Source organism: Mycoplasma sp. 773, assembly GCF_053851515.1.
Window position 1 is genome coordinate 45,310 of sequence record NZ_JBSQAV010000005.1, and the last position, 25,383, is coordinate 70,692.

The 25,383-nt window shown below is 26.2% G+C and carries 22 protein-coding genes; 17 read left to right on the forward strand and 5 right to left on the reverse strand.

Features of this window, described 5'->3' with window-relative positions:
- Nucleotides 1-161: 161 nt before the first annotated feature.
- The 3 genes from ACWXVJ_RS01740 to ACWXVJ_RS01750 are packed head-to-tail and all read left to right on the forward strand — an operon-like array spanning nucleotide 162 to nucleotide 3,273.
- A complete protein-coding gene (locus ACWXVJ_RS01740) occupies nucleotides 162-1,097 on the forward strand; it encodes a Vmc-like lipoprotein signal peptide domain-containing protein (RefSeq protein ID WP_444705096.1) in 936 nt (311 codons plus the stop codon).
- 51 nt (nucleotides 1,098-1,148) lie between these two features.
- Complete coding sequence (locus ACWXVJ_RS01745) at nucleotides 1,149-2,108, forward strand: ABC transporter permease subunit (RefSeq protein ID WP_455966304.1); 960 nt, start codon at nucleotides 1,149-1,151, stop codon at nucleotides 2,106-2,108.
- On the forward strand, nucleotides 2,098-3,273 hold the full coding sequence (locus ACWXVJ_RS01750) for an ABC transporter permease subunit (RefSeq protein ID WP_455966306.1): 1,176 nt from the start codon (nucleotides 2,098-2,100) through the stop codon (nucleotides 3,271-3,273). The genes ACWXVJ_RS01745 and ACWXVJ_RS01750 overlap by 11 nt, the downstream gene beginning before the upstream one ends.
- 61 nt (nucleotides 3,274-3,334) lie before the next feature.
- On the opposite strand, the gene ACWXVJ_RS01755 is transcribed toward ACWXVJ_RS01750, so the two are convergent.
- Together ACWXVJ_RS01755 and ACWXVJ_RS01760 are read right to left on the reverse strand one after the other, a co-directional pair.
- A complete protein-coding gene (locus tag ACWXVJ_RS01755) occupies nucleotides 3,335-4,345 on the reverse strand; it encodes an HxHSH motif-containing lipoprotein (RefSeq protein WP_438340773.1) in 1,011 nt (336 codons plus the stop codon).
- Nucleotides 4,346-4,348: 3 nt separating this feature from the next.
- Entirely contained in the window at nucleotides 4,349-6,214 is a 1,866-nt protein-coding gene (locus ACWXVJ_RS01760) for an MAG3240 family lipoprotein (protein WP_455966308.1), read from the reverse strand.
- 101 nt (nucleotides 6,215-6,315) lie between these two features.
- Here ACWXVJ_RS01760 and ACWXVJ_RS01765 point away from each other — a divergent pair, with 101 nt between their 5' ends.
- From ACWXVJ_RS01765 to ACWXVJ_RS01780, 4 genes are read left to right on the forward strand one after another with little or no spacing between them, the layout of a single operon-like run.
- Complete coding sequence (locus ACWXVJ_RS01765; RefSeq protein ID WP_455966310.1) at nucleotides 6,316-7,266, forward strand: hypothetical protein; 951 nt, start codon at nucleotides 6,316-6,318, stop codon at nucleotides 7,264-7,266.
- A 22-nt stretch (nucleotides 7,267-7,288) separates the two neighbouring features.
- Nucleotides 7,289-9,637, forward strand: coding sequence for an OppA family ABC transporter substrate-binding lipoprotein (locus ACWXVJ_RS01770; protein WP_455966312.1), 2,349 nt, complete (start codon nucleotides 7,289-7,291; stop codon nucleotides 9,635-9,637).
- 10 nt (nucleotides 9,638-9,647) lie between these two features.
- On the forward strand, nucleotides 9,648-10,121 hold the full coding sequence (locus ACWXVJ_RS01775; protein ID WP_438340769.1) for a hypothetical protein: 474 nt from the start codon (nucleotides 9,648-9,650) through the stop codon (nucleotides 10,119-10,121).
- Nucleotides 10,122-10,158: 37 nt separating this feature from the next.
- Nucleotides 10,159-10,740, forward strand: coding sequence for a hypothetical protein (locus ACWXVJ_RS01780; protein WP_455966314.1), 582 nt, complete (start codon nucleotides 10,159-10,161; stop codon nucleotides 10,738-10,740).
- 77 nt (nucleotides 10,741-10,817) lie between these two features.
- Here ACWXVJ_RS01780 and ACWXVJ_RS01785 read toward each other — a convergent pair whose 3' ends face one another.
- Both ACWXVJ_RS01785 and ACWXVJ_RS01790 read right to left on the reverse strand, forming a co-directional pair.
- Nucleotides 10,818-11,870 (reverse strand): helix-turn-helix transcriptional regulator, encoded by a 1,053-nt coding sequence (locus ACWXVJ_RS01785; protein ID WP_455966316.1) that lies wholly within the window; start codon nucleotides 11,868-11,870, stop codon nucleotides 10,818-10,820.
- 12 nt (nucleotides 11,871-11,882) lie between these two features.
- Entirely contained in the window at nucleotides 11,883-12,287 is a 405-nt protein-coding gene (locus ACWXVJ_RS01790; RefSeq protein WP_438340766.1) for a cytidine deaminase, read from the reverse strand.
- A 194-nt stretch (nucleotides 12,288-12,481) separates the two neighbouring features.
- On the opposite strand from ACWXVJ_RS01790, the gene rpsP reads away from it, so the two are divergent.
- Genes rpsP through rplS form a run of 3 tightly spaced genes read left to right on the forward strand, consistent with a single transcriptional unit; the run spans nucleotide 12,482 to nucleotide 13,762 of the window.
- Nucleotides 12,482-12,742, forward strand: coding sequence for a 30S ribosomal protein S16 (gene rpsP, locus ACWXVJ_RS01795; protein ID WP_438340765.1), 261 nt, complete (start codon nucleotides 12,482-12,484; stop codon nucleotides 12,740-12,742).
- A 2-nt stretch (nucleotides 12,743-12,744) separates the two neighbouring features.
- Nucleotides 12,745-13,422 carry a tRNA (guanosine(37)-N1)-methyltransferase TrmD gene (gene trmD, locus ACWXVJ_RS01800; protein WP_438340764.1) on the forward strand — a complete coding sequence of 226 codons (678 nt, stop codon included), beginning with the start codon at nucleotides 12,745-12,747 and terminating at the stop codon, nucleotides 13,420-13,422.
- Nucleotides 13,412-13,762, forward strand: coding sequence for a 50S ribosomal protein L19 (gene rplS, locus ACWXVJ_RS01805; protein WP_438340763.1), 351 nt, complete (start codon nucleotides 13,412-13,414; stop codon nucleotides 13,760-13,762). Before trmD ends, rplS begins: the two co-directional genes overlap by 11 nt.
- 698 nt (nucleotides 13,763-14,460) lie before the next feature.
- Here the strand turns inward: rplS and tyrS are convergent.
- The gene (gene tyrS, locus ACWXVJ_RS01810; protein ID WP_455966318.1) at nucleotides 14,461-15,693 is read right to left on the reverse strand and encodes a tyrosine--tRNA ligase; all 1,233 of its coding nucleotides are present in this window, start codon (nucleotides 15,691-15,693) and stop codon (nucleotides 14,461-14,463) included.
- A 271-nt stretch (nucleotides 15,694-15,964) separates the two neighbouring features.
- On the opposite strand from tyrS, the gene ACWXVJ_RS01815 reads away from it, so the two are divergent.
- The 7 genes from ACWXVJ_RS01815 to ACWXVJ_RS01845 all read left to right on the forward strand — a co-directional run bounded on the left by ACWXVJ_RS01815 (nucleotide 15,965) and on the right by ACWXVJ_RS01845 (nucleotide 25,255).
- On the forward strand, nucleotides 15,965-16,843 hold the full coding sequence (locus ACWXVJ_RS01815) for a DegV family protein (RefSeq protein ID WP_455966320.1): 879 nt from the start codon (nucleotides 15,965-15,967) through the stop codon (nucleotides 16,841-16,843).
- 140 nt (nucleotides 16,844-16,983) lie between these two features.
- The gene (gene mip, locus ACWXVJ_RS01820; RefSeq protein WP_455966322.1) at nucleotides 16,984-19,782 is read left to right on the forward strand and encodes an Ig-specific serine endopeptidase MIP; all 2,799 of its coding nucleotides are present in this window, start codon (nucleotides 16,984-16,986) and stop codon (nucleotides 19,780-19,782) included.
- On the forward strand, nucleotides 19,782-21,263 hold the full coding sequence (locus ACWXVJ_RS01825; protein ID WP_455966324.1) for an MSC_0624 family F1-like ATPase-associated membrane protein: 1,482 nt from the start codon (nucleotides 19,782-19,784) through the stop codon (nucleotides 21,261-21,263). Before mip ends, ACWXVJ_RS01825 begins: the two co-directional genes overlap by 1 nt.
- Nucleotides 21,250-21,759 (forward strand): MSC_0623 family F1-like ATPase-associated protein, encoded by a 510-nt coding sequence (locus tag ACWXVJ_RS01830; RefSeq protein ID WP_455966326.1) that lies wholly within the window; start codon nucleotides 21,250-21,252, stop codon nucleotides 21,757-21,759. Before ACWXVJ_RS01825 ends, ACWXVJ_RS01830 begins: the two co-directional genes overlap by 14 nt.
- Nucleotide 21,760: 1 nt before the next feature.
- Nucleotides 21,761-22,669, forward strand: a complete 909-nt coding sequence (locus ACWXVJ_RS01835; RefSeq protein ID WP_455966328.1) for an MSC_0622 family F1-like ATPase gamma subunit — start codon at nucleotides 21,761-21,763, stop codon at nucleotides 22,667-22,669.
- The gene (locus ACWXVJ_RS01840) at nucleotides 22,669-23,142 is read left to right on the forward strand and encodes an MSC_0621 family F1-like ATPase epsilon subunit (protein ID WP_438340756.1); all 474 of its coding nucleotides are present in this window, start codon (nucleotides 22,669-22,671) and stop codon (nucleotides 23,140-23,142) included. Before ACWXVJ_RS01835 ends, ACWXVJ_RS01840 begins: the two co-directional genes overlap by 1 nt.
- Nucleotides 23,126-25,255, forward strand: coding sequence for an MSC_0620 family F1-like ATPase-associated subunit (locus ACWXVJ_RS01845; RefSeq protein ID WP_455966330.1), 2,130 nt, complete (start codon nucleotides 23,126-23,128; stop codon nucleotides 25,253-25,255). Before ACWXVJ_RS01840 ends, ACWXVJ_RS01845 begins: the two co-directional genes overlap by 17 nt.
- The last annotated feature ends 128 nt before the right edge of the window (nucleotides 25,256-25,383 follow it).

Consider the following 25,383-nt stretch of genomic DNA (forward strand, 5'->3'; position numbering starts at 1 on the left):
TTTTAGTTAATTACTTTGTTAATTTAAATTTTATTTAATTTTTTACATTATTTTAATAAAAATCGCATAAATAAGACAAAAATGCAAAAAAAATAAAAATATAGTTAAACTATTTTTGTTATAATTTATTAAAGTAATTTAATTTTAAATGAGGTAAATATATGAAAAAAAACATAAAGTTATTTTTATCACTATCACCTTTAATAGCAGTTTTAAGCACTCCATTAGTAGTTGCATCATGTAGTAATAAAAATGGCGATTCAACTGCGGAAATCAACCAAATTATTTCAAAAAAAGACCAAATTCAAAAAATTATTAAATATGAGGAAGATTTAAATGAAAAAGAGAATGCTCAAAAAATACTAGAAGAGATAAATAAACTTAAAAAAGATGAAAAAGACGAAAAAAAGGTTAAATCATTATTAGAAAAAATAAAATTAGCAATATCAAGTTTCAATAAAAGAAACACACAAGAAAAATCAGGATTAATTGTTCAAAAAATAGCCGAAAATCAAGAAGAAGTTATTGCTTCTGATGTAGTTAAGGAATTAAAATCAGCAAAAAAATGAGAAGATGTTAAAAAAGTTTTTTCAAAATATTCAATTATTTTTATCGAAAATGAATTAAGAGAAAAAGAAGAATTAAGTATCTCCGCTTCAACTCATTCGCATGATGATGAGGGTGAAATCCACCTAGATATTAAATTCAAGGTTTTAAATACTACAATTAGATTTACATTAATTGGTTTCAAAAAAATCGAACCTGTAAAAACGATTTCAAATTGAAAATTTACAACAAAATTAAAAAATAAAATTGAAGAAAAAGAAGCACAAACTAATTTCTTGAATAAACTAAAAGCAGAGCAGGAAAAAGGCTTTAAAAATTTATTAGAAGAATTACAAAAAACACTACCAATCGAAAAAATTGATAAGAATAAAAATGATATTGAATTTAGTATCAATTTTGATGATTCAAAAACTAAATTTGTAGATAACTTCTTAATATTAAATATAAATTTCTATAACACCGCAGACAAAAAAATAGTTCAAACAGAATCAATTCAAATAGAAAATATCGATGACCATCACGAAGAATAACGCATTCAAAATACGCCAATGATAGATAGAGTTAAAAATAGGGGGTAAATTATGACAACTAAAATTAAAATAAATTTGTTCAAAAATATTGCTTTCTATTTTTTTATTTTCTTTATTTCCATTGTTATTATATTCTTTGCAATAAATGTTTTAATTGAACCTCAAATTAAAAAAAATATAGCTATTTATTCACAAATTTCACATAACTATGGAGCTAGATTTAAGACCTTTTTAACAAATTTATTTACATTTAATCCCGGAAAAATATACTCTCATGAATTAGCAAGTGTTGAAAATAACATTTTATTTCTCTACTTACGGCAATTTCGTTGGACCTTTTTAATAAGTCTATCAGTATTTATTATTAGTTTTATTGTCGGCAACATATTAGGAGTGTTTTCTGCTTATAAATTTAATAAATCATATGATGTTATAACCTCTATTATTATTTCTTTTTTAGGTTCCTTACCAATCTTAATTATTTGCATTCTTGCTTTATCAAGTGCAGACATATTTGGCTATCCCTCGCAGTTTTTAAATAGTAAACTTAGCTTTGCTTCGCTAATAGTTCCTATACTAATTTCTTCACTTCCAACAGTAGCTATCTTCTTTTCTAAATCAAGAAAAAAAACGTTTGAAATTATTAAATCAGATTATTATCTATTTGCAAAAACATATGGAATGAAAAAGCGTGATTTACTAAAAAAAGTTGTTTTAAAAGAATTGTTAATTGGCGAACTCAACTTATTTTTTGTTCTCTATGTTTTATTATTCACAATAACAATTTTAGTTGAAAGAATTTTTTCAATCCCAGGCCAAAGTTTATTAATTTCATTTGCTTTCAGAAAAGGTGAAGTAGATATTATTATGTTTTACTTTATCTTTAATTTTATTTTACTAAGTTTTCTTTTATTAATCAATAAAATCGCTATAATAAAGTTGAGCCCGAAAAACGAATTCACTTCTTTACTTCTTTTTAAAAAATATAAACGAGGTAAAAATGCACAATAATCTATTTAACTTTGCAAGAGAAAAAAAATCGAATTCGAATCCTTATGTTATCCATACAAATTCCGCAAAACAATACTGAAAAAGATTTTTTGCCAATAAATTTAATCTTATTTGTTTTATATGCTTTGTTATTTTAATATTAGCTTTATTAATTGCCACATTTTTAATTAAAAACTCTCCTACTCACTCAATCAATGAAAATACAACACTAGTTAATGACCTGCCATCAAATATTTCTCAAAAAATAACAAAAAACTTTAATCGTGGTGTTGAATTAGATTTTATAAGAAACATCGCAAAACTGGAAGCAAAATCAGCGGCTAGTGAACATAGAAACTTAATATTTTGAATTGAATTTGACTCAGCGAGAGATATTGGTGGAGAGCAAACTATTTATACAGATATTGTTACTTTAACATACAATCCTTACAATCTAATCAAAGCAGTAAATCTCTTACAATTATCTAAAGATATGCCCATAGAAATTCCTAATGGTTTATTTCTAGGAACAAACAACCAAGGAATCGATATATATGCTAGAACGATAACATCTATTTGGTCAACTATTTTAATAATTCTTGCTGCAATTATTATTAATATTTTTATCGGTTTTAATTTTGCGGTTATTATAAATGTTTATAAACAAAATATAATTGTACGATTTATTGATAGAATAATTAACTCTATTAGTGTTATCCCAGAAATTATTTGAGTTTTTCTATTATCTATTTTTATCGGAACAAGTTTATATGGGTTGTTTATATCATTATCAATAATTTGCTGAATTTCATATTTCAAATTTGCAAAAGAAGAAATTAATTCCTTGCTAACACAAGAATTTATCGTTGCTTCTAGGGCTGTTGGCGCATCAAATTGAAGAATTGCCTATAATCATATTTTCAAAAGAATTTTTGCAAACTTTCTAATAATATTAGTTGAAAGATTTTCTATTAATATCTTAATTGCTTCTTCATTAGCATTCCTAGATTTTATTAATGATTCAAATAGCATAAATATAGGTTTCATTTTAAAAGAAGCAATTAGTTTGGTATCCAATAATCCTGGATATCTCTTAACCGCATCAATATTTATAATTGCTTTTTCAATAAATTTAAAGTTACTATCATCAGGTTTAGCTAATACATTTAACCCAAAAACAAAATAAAATAGGCCAAGCATACTTCGCAAAGAAATTCAACTTAGGCCTATTTTTTTAAAAAATTCAATTAATTAAGATTTAATTTATCAGATATACCTTCCTTTTTAGCAACATCAATCAATATTTTCTTAATACTTTCCATAATTTGTTTAGCTTTGGCTTGATATTCATCATTAATTAGATTATTAGATTTGTTAAAATCCATATTTTCACTAAATAGTTTAATTAAAAAATTATAATCTGATTCATAGTTTTTTTGGCCAATGTTGTCAATAACATTTTCTTTTAAAACTTTAAAATCTTTTTTTAATTCACCTATTATTTTTTGATCCTTTACACTCTTTTTTAACAATAAATGCCATAACCCCATTTCAAAGGTAAGATTAACAATGGCATGTGAATGAGTATGAGAATTCTTGTCACTCTCGATATTTATCTTGTCAAGATCTTCTATTTTCGAAACTTTTTTTTCATTAAATACATTCTTTCTTAAAAAATCTCAGGCATCGATAATGGACTTTTGCAGCTCACCAAGATTAATATCCTTTCCACTCAATCTCTTATCAATAATTTCGATAAATTTAATAAACTGTTGATTATCAAAAACTAAATTAACATCGTTCAAAACGGCATCAACATCTTGAAAAATTAGTTGATATTTATCTAAAAGTTTAGCTAAACTTGTTTTTTGTTTACCTGCTTCTTCTAATCATTTAACAAAAAAATCATTAATTTTTTTTGAATTCTCAGGTTTTCCTTGGTCGATAATTAATGCAGCAACCTTGTTTCTAAAAGCATCTATTCTTCTTATAATTCTAATATATCGCTTACGATAATTTCGATACGTCTGTTTAACTTCTAAAAATAATTTCAAGAGTTCATTATCGTATATTTTTTTTATTTCAAGTGTTGGTTTATTTTCAAGTTTTATCTCAACAATATTACTCTTATTTTCTATCGATTCATTTAATGATACATTTTCTGAATCATTTGGATATCTTATACATGAGATTGAAATAGCAGGCAACCCAAATAAAGATAATCCCAAAAAACTAGTCAAAATTTTTTTGATCCTCATTAGTTATACCAACCTTTCAAAATTAATAAGTGTAAATATATCATTAGATTTTTGAACATCATAGCCCTTAAAATAATTTCAATAAACAGAAGCCTTTGCTATAACTTTATCATTTTTTGATTTATACTTAAAATCAGACGGATTATTAAATGAAATAAAATTTAATTCAATATATAATTGACCTAATTTATTTTTTTCTGGTTTTAAATTAAGTTCAATTCTCTTTATACCATCTAATGTTTTGCCTTGTTTATTTTCTAGAGCATAAGCTAATAAATAGTTATTAATATATGCTTCAAGCACCTTGATTTGATATGAATTATTATCTAAAAGCGAAACATCAAAATTTTGTCTACTATCGTTATTTCAATAATTAAACAATTTATCCATCTTATTTGATGCTTCATTAAGCCCTTCAATAAACGCTGAATCCTTGTTACTATTAACAAAATCCGAAAGTTTTATGCCAGCTTTTATCCCATTATTACTTGGTTTAAATGAATAAATATCCTCAGGTAAAATATTTGCGTTATTTTTATTTTTAGTAATCAACCCCTTTAACCTGTGTCCATGATCATCAAAGTTAGAACTTAACCAGGAATATTTCTTTTTTGTGCCATCTTTCTTAGTAACCTCAACAATTGCTCTAAAAACCTGATTAGTGTCAAAATAATCAGTAAATTCAAAATCAACTATTTTATATTCAAGATCTTCTTTTTTTCTATATTCTGGAATCTTTATTACAAAGATCTCATCTTTTAGATTTCAAAATAAATTCATCAAACCTTTGGCATTTCAATAATCTTTTGAACCGGATGACTTTATGAAGTGATTAATATTATCAATAATTGTTAGATATCTCTTTCCATCCATGAATAAAAGGGGATTTTCGACGTAATCAGTAAATAATGGATATTCTTCTTTTATTCCTTTAGTTCCGACCCCGAATTTTCCATTTGTGGCATAATTTCTGAAGCCATTTAAATAATACTTTTTATTCTTATTTTTAGATTTTATTAATTCTTGACCGTTCCAATCCTTAATACTACTTATCTCAAAGGAAATATAATCTGTAGCTCCAGAGTATGAATGTTTTATTTCGCTATTGCTTCAATCAATATCGATTGATGCCACATCAACGTTAAACTTATTTAAATAAAGTTTTAATAGTTTTACAAATGTTGATCTCATCTCATTATGTTCATTTGACAAAAAAGATTTTGCTTGTATATATTGAGGTTGAATTCAATTTGAAAACAATACCCTATGCTTTTTAGCATTAATAAGATATTTACGATTCATTATAGAATAATTCAAATCAATATCTTGGTTCAATCTAAAAATTACTGTCTGTATGTCCTCAAAATAGGGGTCCCTATTTCTATTAAAATCTTTCCCAAATATCAATGATAGAGTTGTAAATCATTCGTCATTAAAAGAACCTGCTGAGTCAACATCATCAAACGAATATTCATTCAAAAAGCTATTAATATCACTCTTTTCATCTGAATCGAATATACGAATATTATTATTGCCAGTAGTAAACTGCTTTCAATTATTTCTATATGGAAAATCCGGTTTATATTCAACCCATTCATTTTTATTAAGTAGGTACATTTTTTTGTTTTCTATCTTTACTGCATCAAAATTATGGCGGCCATTCTTATCGAATCAATAAAATATATGTTCATCTTTTTCTATTGAAGCTATTTGGCTAAGAGTTAATCTATTCAAAAATACTCTCGATACCTTATCAATATCTAAATATACTTCTTTTTTAATATTTTGACTACAACTTAAAACCGCAAAAGGAATTGCCACAATAGGAGAAATTAATAACAAATTTAATAGCTTTTTTCTTATTTTCATAATACAAATTTTATCACTTTTTTTTATATTATAGTTATAAAAATATTGTATAATTATTACAAAATTACGAATTAATAAACATTGTGAAAGGAGGTAAATATATGATAATAAATAACGTGGGGACTGCATTTGAAAATAATATAGAATTAACCATATTCATAAATATACTAGTTTATATCCCAATATTAATGATTTTACCACTCATATTATTAGGTCTCCTTTCGTTTATAAAGCCATCTGAAAAAGCAAAAAAAGGTAATGCAATTATTTATATGTACGCTTTTTCAACTGGAATGTTTTTAATGATTGGAGCATTCGGTTTTTTGCGAGAAGGATATAAAATTGCTATCGATTTTACACATGATGGCCCAAATAAGTTTGGTTCAGAAATAAACAGGACACTAGTAACTGTCAGTATTCTCGGGATAAGTGCATTAATAGGCTTTAGTGTTGTTATTGCAGGAAGGTATTTATTTATTAGAAAATCTAAAATAGATCCTCATAAAAGTCATGAAGAACATAACCACTCAGATCACCTAATTTCATTTAAAGATATTGATAATCCCAAAGCAGCTTGATTAGCAATTGTTATGTTATTAAGTCACAGAATAATTGATGGTTTTTTTATTGGATATTCAATATTTAAAATAATATTTACTCAAAATACTTTTTCAAGTTCACTTACTCTACTAATAACATTTACCATCCACATACTTATTGAAGTCACAATCATATACTTCCGTCAAATTCAATATGGAGAAAAAAAAGGAAAGGCAGTTTTATATAATTTCATAACTTTTTTACTTATAATCCCCTTCATTTTTTTAGGAGCATTTACTGGGCGATTCATAAACGATGATTTAAAATGAATACAATCCTCATTATTGATTTTTGGAGGCGCAATTATCATATTTACCGCTATCTTTGAACTAGTCCCTGAATTTATTCATATAAGAAACAAAGATACTAAAACTTTATATCGAACATTAATAATTTTTGCTGCTTCTATTGTCACAACAATAATGCTTTTAAGTTTTCATAGTCATGTTTAAACAAACTAAGGGAGGAAATAAAATGAACAAAAAAATGATTTTATTAACACCGTTAATCAGTTTAATGCCCATAATTACAATATCATGTGTAAAAAATAATTTCAACACCAATAAATATCGTTTCATTGAAAAAAATAATTATGGCAATGATTATGCTAGCTTTAGCTACCTTGATGATAACTATACTAGTAAAAATATTCACAAAATTAACCTAGCAACAGCAGCAAAACTAATACGAATAAAATCAAGCCAACAGCCCTTAATTGATTTTAGAGACAATATTGTTTTAGCTCCCTCAGAACTTTATTATAAATTAGAATGGGCCAACAAAATTAATATCACAACGCCAATAGGCACTAATGAATATAGTAATGATAATACTGATATTGTAGATTATGAAAATGAATCAAACAAACCAGAAAATGGTATTTTTAAGCCTAAAAAGGATAAGGGTAATGGTTTTAACTCACCCTTCCTATTTGTTCCTTCGAGTGATATCAAATCAATAAATAACTCAAACTTTGCTAAAGATTTGAATAACACAAATAAAGTTATAATAGACATCAAAAATAGAGACAATGTTTGGATTAATTACCTAGGCAATATTATAAATACCAATAACCATATTAACCACAAATCATTTAAACTGGGGTTATTATCAAAATTGTTACGAAACAAAGAATATCGCCACTCTTTTGCTGCAAAGCATAAGATTGATCTTTCAAAATATAACAATAAAAAACTACAAAAAAATGATGGTTTCGATTTATATAACTACCTAATTCAAAATGATATTGATGTTGATGCACTACTTAATTTTGATAATAATAAAATTACTATTAAAACCAGGGACGGATCATTTAAAAATCTAAAACAAATATTTGATAATATCCTAATTATTCAAAATTATCTAGATGCAATTCCTTATGAAATAATAGAATCAAGTTACAAAGATCCCCTAAAAAATCTTGATTGATTTTTTAATTATGGTGAAACCTACCAAAACAGATTTTATGCAAGTAATTATTTTATTTCGCATATGAATGCTAATGAAACTACCTTAAAAATAAATAAAAACTATCAAAAAAATGAAGATGATAATCTTAAAGAAATAATCATTCAATACAACTCGTTACCCTTATCGCAATCTACGTTTTCACTCCAATCATTAAATGCTTTTAAGCAAAATATTATTTCAAAAATAGAATATGAAGACCTTAATTTAGATGAAAAAAACTATATTCTTGAAAACTATAAGAAATATAATTTTTCATATCAAAAAAATTATAATAGATATTCAATTAACAACAATATTATCATTAACCAAAATCCTGATATAAAAACGAAATATATGAATAAAAACTTTATGAAACTATATTATGGATTAAAAGATAATAACTCACTAGAACTTAGCAAAAATAATTTGACATTTCAATCATTATTTAACAACCTAATAAACCAGTATAGCCTAATTGAGGATGACAAAAATCTATGATTAAGTCAAGCACCAGAAAATCTTGATATTTTAGCTTCTAATAATGCTATTGGAATAAGCGAACTAAAGGATGCATATAATCAAATATCGAAACCTATTATTTTTGGAGCAAATAATAAAAAATTAAGTGATACATTCCAATACCAAAATAAAAATAGACTAAATGATCCATTAATTGTTTTTGTTGAAGACAAGATTAAATCAACATGATTTAAATTTATTGAAACTAACCTAAGAAATATAATTGATAATTTTTATAAAACATCTAATTCAAATGAAAATATTTATGTAAATATTCCTATAATGATCACCAAGGATAATCAATTTATTAACAAAAGGATACTGCTGATTAAAAAGATTTTTAATTCTATCGACCGCCGGCTAAACATAGATATAACTAAAATTGATAACTTTGAAAAATATCAAGAATTTTTTGAGAGAAATAAATCAATATACAAAAAATCTACATTTAAACTATTCCAGGGAACAACACCAGAATATTTATACAAACAATTAACAAATTTTGAAAATAATTTAAATAAATTAATTGACCTTATATCTAAAAATAAGAAAGATTATTTAACTAGTTTTGAACAGATTATTTCATTGCATAATTTTTTAGTGAATAATAATATAAATCTCAAAAATAGTTTGAGCAAAACACAAGAAACATTATTTATCACTTATCTAAGTAATTTAGAAGTAGAAAACCAATTAAAACTTATTAATGAAATTAATAATCTAATTAGTTATTCAATAAATCTTATAAATCAAATTAACATCAATAGCTTTTCTAAAATTATTTATCAAAATAACATCATTAAACCACTTGGTTGAAATAACTTAAATTATTTACAAGATATAAAAATTAAATAAGGAGAAAAAAATGATTAAAAATAAGAAGAAAATATTCTTATCAATAATTGCTACTAGTTCTATCCTCACACTGCCAATTGTTACATTATCATGTAATTTTGATAAAAAAAATCCAAATAAACCAAAAGTACAATTATTAACCGACTCACAAATCCAAGAAATAAAAGACAAATTTGAATTCACATTAAAACCCGAGGGCAAAAAATTAAATGAAGAAGGAAAATTATATGCCTTATGAGATAAGTTTACAAAATCAAAATATAATACTAAAATAAATACTTTTCAAATCATTAATTGAGATGCTGAATTTAAAAAAAACTTTTCATTTAAATATCATAAATTAAATGGTTTAGGTTCAGCACATATATATGAATTCAAACTGGCATTTGATGGACAAACACCAATAATTAAATACACTATAAAATGTGTCGATAGAAATTATCAAGAAGAAGCTAATGGAATAGTCAAATTGCAAACTGATTAATTTAAAACATTAAAAAATGGAGTGGTATAATATAGATATGAAAAAGATAAAAAAATTTCTAATATTTAGTTCATTTAGTGGAATCATATTTCCGCTAATAGCTGTTTCGTGTGGAGGACCGACAAATAGCCAAAACAATCAGCTTTTGCCTGACAAAAGTCAAAATAATGCAACAGGCAAAATAAACCCTTTAAAACGTCCTAAAGCAAAACTTCTAACGACTTCACAATTAGGCGAAATAAAAAACTCATTTTCATATACCCTAACAAATGAAGGTAAAAAGTTACCTCGTGAAGAATTAATGAAAATATTGCAAAAAATTAGAGCCGATTCCTATCCAATTGATAGGGGAATTACATCAAAAGCTGCTAATGACCCTTCAAGAACGTTCGAAAATGTTAAAGCAAATGAAAATTTTAAAAAATATTTATCTTTTACATCAACATTAGGAAACTTAAAATATCTTTCTGGTCATGTTATAGAGATGGAATTTGTACTTGAAGGTCTCGAAAAGAAGCAACCTGCTATCAGATATTCTGTAAAATGCCTAGATATAATTGTTAATGGAAAAATGAACACTGAGGCCACTGAGTATATTTATTTGGATTTAGACAATTAAATAAAAATAGGATCTATTAATTCAGATCCTATTTTATTTCTTAATTATTTCATTTAATGAATATTTTACAAGAAATATTAACTAAAAGAAACTTTTTCGTATTTATAAAAAACTTTCTTAGTTATATCGCAAACCTCACCCTTGCGATCATCATGTTGCACTGCACTACACTTGTCAAAAGCCAATAGAGCATCATCAATACCCTCATATTTAAAATTATATTCAGACTTAATTTTATGATATGCCTCAATATAAATATCATCAATTTCATTTTCGTTTTTATTAACAAAAAAACAATGTGTTAATTCATGCAAAATATAGTTAAAAATAAATGCTTCACAATTAAAAATATCCGAAACAAATATAAGTCTTCTAGCTCCTTTTTGAAAAGTAATGGCCGCAATATCGCTATTCTCGATAAAAGGCATTGTAATCAAAATAATTCCTTTAGTCAATAAATAATTTTGTATTTCATCAATTTTATTTTTAAAGTTTAAATTTTTAGCGCATATTAATTTAACAACTCTTTTATACACAACTTCAAAATTATTTTTTCTAAAAACACCAATTTTTTTAGTACTAATTGTTTCTAAAACCGATAACTCACAAAATCGAATTCAAACCTTACTATTAGGGTTGGCATAAATACTTTCATCTGCTAGTGCATTTTCACGCAAATATTGGGTATAATTATCTAAATTAGCAACGCCATAAAACCTATTCATAATCATCAATTTTTTGCTAATAGGCATATCCTTTGTTAATTTAATATTACTTACCAGTGGCAAACTTGGATTCTTAATGATAAAGTCCTCTCCATATTGCACCAAAAGTTTTTCAGCATCTTGCAGATTAGATTTTTCCTTATTAGCATATATTGAATAAACCTCAGATAGCGTACCTAATTCCAAATTAAAAACATTTTCCAAGCCTTCAATAATCGCAATACTTAAATTAACATTCGTTTTGCTATTAATGATTATGTAGACATATTGAGCACTAAGCCCTAAACGTTGTGCCAATTCTTTTTGTGATATTGAAAATTTTTCTAAATAATAAGAAATTTCTTCTCCAAAATTATTTCCATGCAAATCAAGATGTTTTAAATCGCAAACATGTTCAGTTTCCATAAAATCCCCATTTTATTTTGCAGCGTGGATAATGTCTTCATTTTTTACTGCGCTAGGTATTAATTGATTCATCGAAAATTGTCTTTCCTCAGTTAGATCAGTAGAATGCAATACTACCTTGGAATCTTTATCTAAAAATTGAGACATTACTTGTAGACAGGCACCGCATGGGAATAATATTTTATTCAAATTGCTAATTATATGTATTTCCTTAAATGTCCCCACTTCTGCGCCATATGCTACCGAACCAAAAAGTGCAGATCTTTCAGCGCAAAGTCCACTAGGATACGCAGCATTTTCACAATTGACTCCATAATATTCATTGCCCAACTTATCAATAGCTAAAGCTGCCACTTTAACCTTTGAATATGGTGCAAATGAATAGTTTAATTTTTCTTTTAATAATTCTTTGTTCATAATAATAATTATACTATTTATAGTTTATAAAACTATAAAACTAAATAATACAAATTATCTTTGCTTATATCAAATGTAAAAATCAAATTAAAGTGTTAAGCATTTTTACTTAACATTTATTTTTTTATGTTAAAATTTTTTTATTAAAATTTAAATATACTAAAAATATATAAAAACTTCAAGGAGGAATACTTATGGTTAAATTAAGACTAAAAAGAACCGGAAAAAAATTCCATGCTACATATAAAGTTGTTGCTTCTGATGCTAGAGCACCACGTGATGGAAAATTTATTGATGAATTAGGATACTATGATCCTCATACAAAAAATTTATATCTAAATGAAGAATTAACAACTGTATACTTAAACAACGGAGCAAAGCCTACTGAAACAGTTAGAACTCTTTTAAAGAAGAACGATTTCTACAAAAAATACATCGAATCAAAAAACAAATAGTTATGAAAATAAACATTCTCACAATATTCCCAGAACATTTTGAAGCATTTAAAACCTATAGTGTTATAGGCAAAGCAATACGTCTTGGGCACCTAGAATTAAATATTATTGATTTTAGAAAATTTTCAAAAGAAAAAAGAAATAAGGTTGATGATTCTATATACGGCGGGGGTGATGGGATGCTTCTACAAGTCGAGCCTATCGATCTCGCTCTTGAAACACTACCCAATAGTTATAAAATCCTAATTAGTCCACAAGGACAAAAATTCAACCAAATGAAAGCACACGAACTTGCTAAGCATAATGAAATAACACTCGTGTGTGGCCATTATGAAGGTTTTGATGAACGCGTTTTAAATTTTGTGGATGAAGAATTATCAATTGGAGATTATATTCTAACAGGTGGAGAAACTGCAGCTATGGTTGTTTGCGAAGCTGTTGCTAGATTAGTTCCCGGAGTTTTGCGCAAGGGGAGCCATCAAAACGAAAGTTTTGAAAACGAAGGACTACTTGACTATCCCCAATACACTAGACCAGCAGAATATAAAGGACTAAAAGTTCCTGAAATATTACTTTCTGGTAATCATAAACTAATAAAAGAATGACGTGAGAAACATGCTTATTTAAAAACACTAAAAAATCGTAAAGATATTATCGAAAGGATAAAAAATGAGAAGTAGCTTATTAGAACTTGTAGAAAAAGACCAAATTAGAACAGATCTTCCCGAAATAAGAGAAGGGTACATAGTTAGAGTTCATGTTAGAATTAAAGAAGGCGATAAAGAAAGAATTCAAGTATTTGAAGGGCTAGTTATTGCTGCATATGGTGAAGGTATCAATAAATCTATCACTGTTAGAAAAGATTCATATGGTATTGGCGTTGAACGTGTATTTAAAATTAACTCTCCTTTAATTTCTGCTATTCAAGTAACTAGAAAAAATAAGGTTAGAAGAGCTAAACTTTACTACATGAGAGGTCTTAAAGGAAAAAGCGCAAGATTGAAAGAAATTAAAAAATAGTTATTCTTGTATCTTAAAAAAGCATGTTTCACCTAACATGCTTTTTTTATAACAAAAAATAATTTTTTCAGCAATCACCCTAAAAATAATTAATATTGCTATCTTAGTAAATTAGTTGCAAAACATCGTATCCACAGTTTTTCAATAGCTAAAATAATTTTCTTAATATCAATATTTTCAAAATAAGGAGCTTTATTACCAAAAGTATTAAAAAAATAGCAATTCAAAATAAGTATCAATACTTCTATTTTGCTTCTAAGGATTGCTATTTAACTTGTGCAAATACATATTCTTAATCTAAAAATTATTACAAAAACAATTACTATTTTTTGCTAGGCATTCTATTTTTTGCAAACCATAATATAAGTTTGGAAAATTATTGCCTAGCATACATCAGTTATCTTCATATTTAAATTATAAAAAATTATTCACAGCTAAAATCAGCATATACTCTTGGCTTTGTTAACAACAAAAAAATTAAGGTTCGAGATTTCTTTGTATTTTTCAAAATTATCTAGTCTTTTATCTCCAAAATATCTTATGTTATAATCATCCTCTATTTTATTTCTGCAAAATCTTTAATAGTAATTTCCATCTTTTGCAAATATCAATTGTACTTTTGCTATTTTACATAAAACAAATCAAATAAATTAAATTTTATTTTGTTAATTAAATTTAAGGGTAGAATATTTTTTCTTCTAATTTGCATTTATTAAAATAAAAAACTCTTTTTTTCCTTTTTTAAGGACTGCATACTTATTATCATATCTATCAAAATTAATTACAATATTTTCATTTTCAACAATCTCGTTATCAAGCATAAAGGATTTTTTAGCTATAAATTCTCGAGTTTCCCTATTTGAAGAAGTGATTTTATTTTCCTTTATAAAATCAATAAATTTAGTACCGTGTTTAACACTAAAAGTTTTAAGGGATTCTTTAATTATTTCAATATCGCTAATTAATAATTCCTCTTTACTATTTGCAAATAAAATTTCACTTATTTTTTTTGCCTGATTTGCATATTGTATTCCATGAATATCCTTAACCACTTCAAATGCTAAAATTCTTTGCGCTACTCTTTTAAATTTAGCTTGCTCATGCTCTCTCATAATATTCTGAATTTCATCTAATTTAAGAAAAGTTAATGTCTTTAAATATTCATCCACTTTGGAATCTGATTGATTTAATAAAAATTGATATAGAGAATAAGGAGTTGTCATATTTTTATCTAACCACAAGGAGCCGCCACCAGTTGACTTACCAAATTTATTTCCATTTTCATCAGTTAATAAATTAATTGTTAAAGCAATCGCACAAGCAGCGTCTCCATAAATTTTTCTAATAAACTCAAGACCAGTTGTAATATTACCTCATTGATCTGAACCGCCAGCCTGAATCTTCACATCATACTTTTCAAACATGTTCTTAAAGTCTCAACCTTGAATAAGCTGATAACTAAATTCAGTAAATGTTAATCCATTATCCAATCGAGTTGCAATACTTTCTTTTTCTAATAAATAATTTACATTTATCATTTTTCCTATTTGTGAAAGAAAATCAAATAACGTCATATCTTTATAAAATTCGATATTATCAATCACTGATAAACCAAAATTTTCTAGTTGTTTTTTTATTGATTCCTTATTGTTGATAAGGGTTTTTTGATCAAGGAAGCTTCTTTCACTCTTTCTAAAACTTGGATCACCAATCATCCCAGTAATCCCTCCTAGAATTGCATAAGCCTTATAGCCTTGTTTCTTAAATCTTAATAAAGTAGCAATTTGCAAATAATTTCCTAAATGAAGACTTTTGGCGGTAGGGTCAAAACCAATATAAATTCCTGAATCATGAGAAATTTGAGAAAACTTTTCTTCGTTAGAAATATTATTTAGTATTTTTCTGTTTTTAAGCTCTTCTAAAAAATTCATAATGTAAATAACTCCTTAAGTTAAGACCAACTAGTTTGGTTATGATTATTTTAAAACTCTATTGTTTAATATTTTTAAAATTATAGCTAACTTTTAATTTTTAAAACTTTTTATACTAATTAAAAAACGAAAAAGTACTAATGGCAAACATAAATATAAATATAAAAAATTTAATAAATCAACTTATTTTGTGGGTTTTTATAATTTTTTTTTAAATTATTTATATATAATACTAAATTATTTTGCTACAACCATTTTTTAGGAGGAATGTATGAAAATAAAAATTATTGTTGATTCTTCATCTGGATTAACAGAAAAGCAGGCTAATGAGCTTGGTTGAGGATTTATACCATTGCAATGCGAAATAGACGGTAAAACATATCAAATCGGAAGAGACATTGTTGTTGATGATTATGCTAAAATGTGAAGAGAAAATAAAAAAATTAATGCCACCACTGCAGCTTCTTCGCCAGCGATTAATGATATCGAGATAAACAAATACTTAAATGAGTATGATTTAATTTTAGTTTATCCTATCTCTAAATTTTTATCATCACAAACATCATTTCTTAAAACACAATTTCAAGATAACAACAAAGTATATATTGTTGAATCAAAAAGAATTTCCTTCTTGATTCTAAAAGATTTATTTAAATTTGAATCTCAAATTAATTCAGGCGTTTCTTTTAAAGAGGCTATAAAACATTTTGAAATAAATAATGAAAGATTAATCTTAATTCCACAATTTAACGACGCTCTTGTCAAAGGTGGAAGGCTTTCAAAAGGTGCTGCTGCAATAGCTAAATTATTAAAAATAGTTCCACTAATCGCTTTTGACAATGGTGTATTAGAAAAGGATTCAATTGGGCGCGTATTTACTAAATCACTTGAAAAAACTGTTACAGATATGTGAAATAAAAACAAAGACACTCCTGATGGAAAAGTGCTTTTTGTTCTTCATTCAGATAATGAAATGATTGAGGAGCTTTTGACAAAATTTAAAAACATCATAAATGATCAGATTCCAATTTATACATACAAGTTACCAGCCGATGTTTCTATTCATACAGGAATTGGGGCCGTAGCAGTTTCAATAGTTTCTATAGATAATGAAACCCAAAAAAAATTCGACTCATTACTAAAAAAATAATTAGGTTTAAACAACGAGTAAAAAACTCGTTTTTTAAATAAAAGTAGTATATAATTCCTAATAATTGAATACAAGTTTAATTTATAAATTAAAACCTTAAACTATAAATTATAAAAATATAGCATTTGAAAGGAAAGATTATGAATACAAAGAAAAAACGCACTTTGCTAAATATTTTAATATCATCATCGGTATTAAGTTTTCTGCCCACTCTAGGCTTAATTTCATGTGAAAATAAGCAAGATAAAGAAAAGCGTTTAGTTAAGGAAGCCCTTACTAAATTAGAAGGTTTATTAAAAAATGTTGAAAATGAAAATAAAACAAATTTCAAAAGCAAGGCCTATATCGAATCAAAAAATGAAATTAAAAAAATTAATGAATTGCTTGAAGATAATAACATTAGTAACATTGAACTAAAAAAAGCAAAAACTAAATTATCTCAACTAAACAATCAAATTTCTAGTGAACTAGAAAATATTCGCAAAATTAACGAAGAAAACGATGGTAAACCAAAGATTGATAGCACTCTTAAATATTCTGATGAACAATTTTTAGCTGATTTTAATAGATTAACTAGTTCCCAAGATATTGAGACTAATTTTGTTTTATCTTTTGAAAATCTCTTCCCTTATCATGAAAAAAAGCAAATCTTTCCTAGTCAACTTCAAAAACAATATGCATCACTGCTTATAAAAGCCAAAGATGATGCGATAAACAAAAAAATTGAATTTAGTGTCTTTAATATTGATTTGGCAGATAAGGCCAACACCACTGGCGAAGCTGAAATTAGACTTGTATTTAGAAACAAAGCAACTAACACGCAAAAAAATTACAAATTTAAACTATCAGGTTTAAACAAAAATAATTTCAATGTTGATAGTGAAGGTAATAGACCTAATGGAAGAGTTTCTGATGAAAAAATTGAAGAAAGTGAAATTCAAAAATATCAAAAATTAAGTCAATATGATCGTTATAAAAAAGATAACAATGAATATGTAGAAGGACTGAAAGATAATTATAAGAAAAACGGTATTAATAATTTAAAAGATTTCAGAGCTTTCCTAAATATAAGCGATGCAAAGAAAAAAGAATTTGATCAAAAAGCGCAAGAATTAAAATTAGATACCTATGAAAATTCCGCCTACAAAGGTTTCAGTGTCCCTACATACAAACAAGATGGCACATTAGATGGATTAGAATTAAATGGTGTTGAGGTTGGTAAGCAACCTAGTTTAATTGATTCATTAGGAAAACCAGATATCTTTAAAACCATAGGTGTCGCAAGAACAATCATTAACGAACAGTATCTAAAAATAGCTAAACAAACATTTTCAATTTCAATAAGTAATTACAAAACTTATGAAAAAGAAATTTCTGAATCTAATGATTTAATTAAATTCTGAAAAGATGAAAAAAATGAAGAAACCTTCAAGAAAAAAATTCAAGAAAAAATTGCTCAGCTAAAAGAAGATAAAAAACAAGTTGAAGCAGATTGAGATAAAAAAATAAAAGAAAATACTGATGAACATCTTGTGGAAAGTCTTAACAAGCAAAAAACACAAAGTCTTAAAGAATATGATGATAGAATAACTCATTTCGAAAAACATACAAGACCGGCAGAAATTAAGGAATTAGAGCAAAAAATTAATGAATACAAAAAACGTGCTGAATCAAAGAAGGAAAATAATGTTGAATCTGGTACTATGTGAATTCTAGACTTTCAACCAGATAGCACAGGAAAATATCCAACTAAATGATATTTTGGAACAAATGCCCACGTTGCAAGGGCTATAACTAAGGATTTAAGTGGATTTTCATTAACAAGAATTAATAAAGACATTCATAGCGGAGCAAAACTAAGAATATCGGATATGGATGACAATATCACAACTTTTGGAACTCAAAATAAAGATGCAATTAGAACCATTTTTAATGCAACTGACTACCTAAGCACTCATCCAACTGATTTCTTATCAGAACGTCAAAAGAAAATTTATGAAGGTGTTGAAGAATTTGCTGATTTTGCTGTTATTGAAATTGACTTTGAAAAAATTAAAGATTTTTCAGCATCCTCTAATTCAGCAACCTTAACCGAAGCTTTAAAGGCTAAAAAAGATTTCAATCTAGCTAAAGAAGTTACAAATGATTATGCCAATGATAAAAAATCTCATATCAAATTTAGAAGCAAATCATATCTTGCGGATTATCAAGCAATAGATTATCCGTTAAGCGGAAAGATTCCACCTAGTCTTGATCATTTATTTGCCGTTGGATGGCCAAGCGCCCGTGAAGATTTCTATTTAAAAGCATACATCGATGATGATCAAAGAGAAAGAGCAAAGTTTGGTTATTCATTTAGTTTATGATTTAATGCTAATTATGACTTTTATGATGCAAAATTAACCAATTCTGAAAACGGGCCATCTTCATTCCCTAGTGATGTGCTAAATAGAGGAAATTATTTATCATATCAAATTGGTTATCGTTCATTCGCTGACAAACCTGGGGTTCTAGATTCTTTTATTAGTGCGCCAATCAATGGCGATAAATTATTTGAATATGAAAATAAGAAATATATCAGCATGAGCCTTAACTATCTACCAAGAAGATGGGCACCAGCTGGCGGATCATCTGGTTCATCAATTAGAAACCAAAATAATGAATTAGTTGCTATTCACCATACAACCAATCAATTTGCAAGAACTGGGCTTGCTCTTGCGTTTAGATCAGAAGGTTTTAATTATCAAGGTTTATTCGGGACATATAATCTTCCAGAATATGACTTAATTTATGGTGGTGGCAAGTATCAAACAAAATCATATAGACAAGCTCTAAAAAATCTTTATCCAAATCTACAAAAAACCAACCTATTTGCAAACGGATTAGGTGATGAGAATATTCCAGAGCAATTTAAATTCAAGAAAGGAACCACAAGATAATGCAAAATTCCACAGTCAAAGAAAATCGCATATATGATGACTTTGAGTCATTATTCAATAATAAGCGAAAAAATTTGTTAGTATCAATCTTGAAAATTACTATCATTTCCTTGTTTATTTTTTTATCAGGATTAATCTTATTTTTTGCCCCCATAACAATTTTTTCAACAAAACTTTTCGCTCCTTTTACAAATACCCCTGAATACTTCCTAAACTTTTCAAGTTTATCATTGGAACGTATTAATTACCTTGCTATATTCAGAATTTCGCTATTAATTAGTATCTTTTTATACACAATTAGCAAAAACTTTTCCAATATCTTCACCCATAAAGAATCGGCTAAAAAATATATACCTTGATTTATCATATATTCAACCCTATCAATTATTTCTGTAATATTGTTATTTACGATGTTTAATGAAAAAACACTAAGTTACTACTATTTATCATTCTTATCAGTTATATTATTAATTGTCGATGTTGCCTATGCAATTTATACATACAAATTAAAGAAAAAAACTAATCCTTTATTTTACAAAAACAAAAAAACTCTTATTATTTCAATTATTTCTCGATCAATTTTAGTCATAGGATTTATGGCTACGATATCAGCATGAATATTCACCATCAAAAAAGATGAGCAAAAATTTGATTTTCTAGATAATAATCCTGTACATCAATTCTTTATAAGTTTATTTTCACAAAAAAGTGGAATTAATCTATTTTACTTAATTCTAATTTTTGTCACATTAGGAGTGCTAATATTTGGAATCAATATCGAAAGAATTTTATGAACTGCATCAAAACAACAAAAAAATAATGAATCTAGAGAAAGACTACTTCTTTATATTGGTTTTGCCTTTACTACTGTAATTTGATTTATTCGTGCACTATTTTATAAAACAAGTTCAAATGTCATTGATGCTGAAAAACCATCAAGAAATTATATTTATCTTATTGGCTTAATATTTATTGTCCTATTTTTTATTAGTTATGTCCTAGTAAGTTTTCTAAAACCACTAAAAATTAAAGGAGTTTTATTAAATACAATTTTTACCGGCTTTATTTTTACACTAATTTGAATAATAACCGCAATTGTAAGTTTAAAAAATCAAGAAATTATTGTCACAAATATTACTCTTTTATTTTCTTCAATATTCAGCATTTTAATATTAATGCTTTATAAATACAAAACTTCAAATGAACCTATATATGTTTCAATAATATTGAAGAGTTTGGTTTTATTAGTAATATTTACCCTAATAATTAATGGTTTAAATGCATTACTACTTTCAAATAATAACCAATCATTCTATAATATTCCTTCAAAACTTTCGCTGGACCAAATTTTTGTAATCACTACTTTAAGTTTTGCTGTTTTATTTAACATATCAACTGTTATAAATCTAATTTGAACTCTAACAGTAATTACAAAGAAAAATAATGTCATAAACCAAGGAGTTTCAAATGAAGTTAAGTAGGAAAGAACAAAATATTTTAAAAGCCGTACAAAATGATTTAGAAGTATTTAATTATGATTTCATGCAACTAAAGAAACAACCTAACTTTATCTCCTTTGATAAATTAATGTCAACAATTCAATTAAAAGCTCAAACAAAATCAAAGGATATGGATGTTAAAAAATTGTTTAATTATCTAAAACAGGCTCAAAATAAAAAATATGAAATTATTTTGGATGAATTTGTTTTATCCTATAAATTGGACGAAAGATTGAATAATTACTACCTAGTACCATTTATAAAGCAATTTCCATCAACAAATATTGAATCAATTAATCTAAGAACTGAAACTAACCTATTTAAATCAAAAATAGCACTTTACTTCAATGAAGAGATAAAGCAATTATTAAATAAGAATTTCTTTGTTGAAATTATTGAAAATATTATTGTTAAAACAGATAATGAATCTAATTTATTAAACATATTTTACAACGAAAAAAGTATTATAGGATGATAGTATGCATTTAAAAAAATGAGAAGAAAAATTACAAAACCTTGAAGGAATATTGACAAAGGTAAATAATTCCAAAAATATTCTTTTGATTGAGATAATGAAGCTTACGAGAAAGCTAAAATTCAATATTTCTAATGCATTGCTAAATATCAACTTAATCAATGCTATTAAGGAAAAATACACAATAAAAAATAAGTTAATTAATGATTCTGAAAATAATAATAAAACTATTCAAAAATTACGTAATATATTTAAAAAACGATCAGTACTTTGGATTTATTTGACCGAGAACCAAAAATACTCAACAGATTCATATAGTAGATATGAAAAAAAGCTACTTACAAATGTAAATCCTAAACACGATGATTTTATAACAATTGGCCAAAGAGCTAGTGAATTTTGCAATCAAAACAAGTTTAACGTAATAAAATCCTTTGGTGAAGAAGAAAAACAGGCTACCAATCTTGCTTGAAGAGTTAGTCAATTAGTTAAGACCTTATATATAGATAATAACTATTCAAAAGTTAATTTTGTTCTTAATACCAACAAAAATTATAACGGGCACTTTACAGTTCTTCCTATTGATGAATTCAACATTAATAAACTAGTAAATGAAGTTGATAAACAAAATTCAGTTGGTGATATTTCTGGGTATAAAATTTATCCCGGTATTGAGGATTTTGTTGAAAATGAAATAAACATCATTTTAGAAAATGCTATATATTCATTGTTAATTGAGTCATTTTTCTACAATGCCAAAAATGACCTTGTTACAACCAATAAAATTATTAATCAAATTGAAGAAGATATTGCAAAGGTTAAGAAAAAAATAATTCGTACTAAACGCGAAAAGGAAATTGAAGAAATTGTTTTATTAACAAAAGCAAACGAAGGTTTTGGGGGTATTAAATAATGATTAATAATAATTCATTTAAAATTAATATTCACTTCATTGGTAATAAACATCTATCAATCAGAAATGCCATATTATTTATCAATATTGATGAAGAGGATGAGTGGGGTCTTGCTAATTCGAATTCAATGATGGCATTTGAAAACACAGTTATTAAAATTAGAGACCTTGATCAAGAAAAAGAATTATTTTTATTTTTAATTAACGCAAATATAATCATCAAAGAAAACGAAATTAACATTAATTCATTTAGTAAGTTAGAATTATACAAACAAAACAATAAGATAAAATTTGATAATTTGCAAATCAAAGAAATAACAACTAAAATTAATTACTATGAATCATTGCAAAAAATTGGACTAAGTCTTGACCAATTTCTTGAAGAAAAACATTTAAAGCAAAGGCTATATATGCTAAAAATGGAGCAAAAACTAAAATTAGTCAAGGAGGAAAATTATGAAATTAAAAAATAAATTATTCTCTTTAAGTTTAATCAGTGTGATCCCGCTTCCCTCGTTAGCTCTTATTTCTGCCTACAATCGTCAAGATGAAACAAAAGAACTCAAACAAGATGCGCCTCAAAAACCCGCTGACCCAAATAAGCAAAAACCAAAAGCTCCAGAAAAACCTAGCCTAGCTCTCGACTTCGATACCTTTGCCAAATTTACAAAAGATAATGTGGAAAAAAATGTTGAAAAAATAATTGACTTTACCATTAAATATCTTGATAATGAAAAAGGAAAATTGTTGAAAGATTTAGACAAGGATTTTAAACCTAATTTAGAAAAACTTATCTACATCCAAGTCCTACAACAGTATCTTGAAAAAAACAAAGATACATTAAAAACTAAGCATATGAATAACCTTGGTTTCACAATTGTTTTTCCATATGTAATGTCAACTAATAAAAATTACATTCCATCTGTAATTGAATACGAAGGGCAAAAATTTGATAACATAAAGGTCGGAAAAACTAAAGAAACTAACTATGAAGAACAAATTAAGCCAAATGGAAAAATTACAAAAGATAAAGAACAACTTAATACAATTACCAAACAAAGACTTGATAAATTAATAAAGGATTACTTTGGTGCGTTGCAAAAGCAACTTCCAAACATGCTTTTTGACAAGGTAGACATTCCTAAAATAGGAGAACAAATTAATATTAAATTCGGCACCTTCAAAGAAAAAGAAAATACAATTAATGGTTTTAGTTTTACTCAGCCCAAAGACTTTGCATCATGAGAAGATTACATTGTTTCGAAATTGCATAAGAAATTTGTTAAATTTGATCTTGATCAGAATAAAAAATTCATTCTTGATGAACAAAAAAATAAAAAAGAAGATGAACCAATAAGAAAACCGCCAATAATTCCCGGGGATAAACAACAAAAAGAAATTGATACCCAAGAGCAAATTCAAGCTCTTCCTTCGCTAATACCTAATGTTTCTTCAATTTACACATCTAAAACAGCAAACAATCTAAAAACGTTTTTTGATAGTTCAAAAGCAGAAGAAAAAGAAAAGATATTCTTTTTTGATAATGCCATTAACACTAGATTTAAATATAGCGTAATTAATCTAAAAAGTGAAGGTGGAAATTCATTATCAGCAACAGTGAGAATTAGTGATAGAGTAGATCCTAAAAAGAGTCGTGATTATGTAATTAAAATAAATATTGATACTTCTCCGGAACAAGAATCACTCAATTACGCATATGAAGAAATAATTAAAGAAAATAAACAACTATTTAGCAAAATATTTACCGCTTTGGGAATTGATGACAAAATAAACTATAATGATTTAAGAAATGATACGCTACGTAGCGTTTTATATAATATGGTTGGTACAGGGGTTTTAATCACTAATAAAGAATCGTATGTAAATGCTGCTAACGATATAATCACAAAAGCTGCTGAAAATCTCTTAAAAAACGAAAATAACAAATCTGTTATCGAAGCCGACATTAAAAACTCAAATTATCTATTATTAACTAGTTTATTTTCTTCAACAATCAATGGTGTAGATTATTTTAGTAGTCTTGCTAACTCTCTTAAAGCTGTTTTAATACAATTTGAAGAAATAATTAAGATAAATAAAGACATTATTAAGAAAAACTTTGCTCAAAATGGATTTGATTTAAATTTAATAAATCAATATTATGACCTTATAAATAAACAAATATCTCGTTTAATTTCTTCAACTGGTTCAAGAACTATTAATATTTTTAGCTGATATGATAATTACACTAAGCAAGTCAAAAACATTATTGAAAGATTTGATATTCTTGCTGCTTTAATCGATAATAAAAAACCAGATAAAAAAGAGGACAAAGAAAAATTTACAAATTCATATCTAAAAGCGGAAATTCAAATTAAAGATAATAATCTAGAAGGAAAGAAAGCTTTAAACCAAGCTGGTTATGCAATATTTGCAATTAGTGCATTATTAACAATAATTGCAATTACCTTTATTGCTATAAAAAGCAAAAAACTCGGTACTATAAAATTAAAAAAACTTTCAATTTCAGTAATCGGCATAATCTTGTTTGTTCTTGTTCTTTCTATTGTAATGTCAATAATCTAATTCAAAATAGAGTTTTTAATAAGAAATTGTTACACAATTATTAAAACTCTATTTTTTTTTTTTTTTTTTAAAAAAAAAAAAGCAAAAACTAACTAGGCTAAATTTTCAAAAAAGCTAGTAAATTTCAC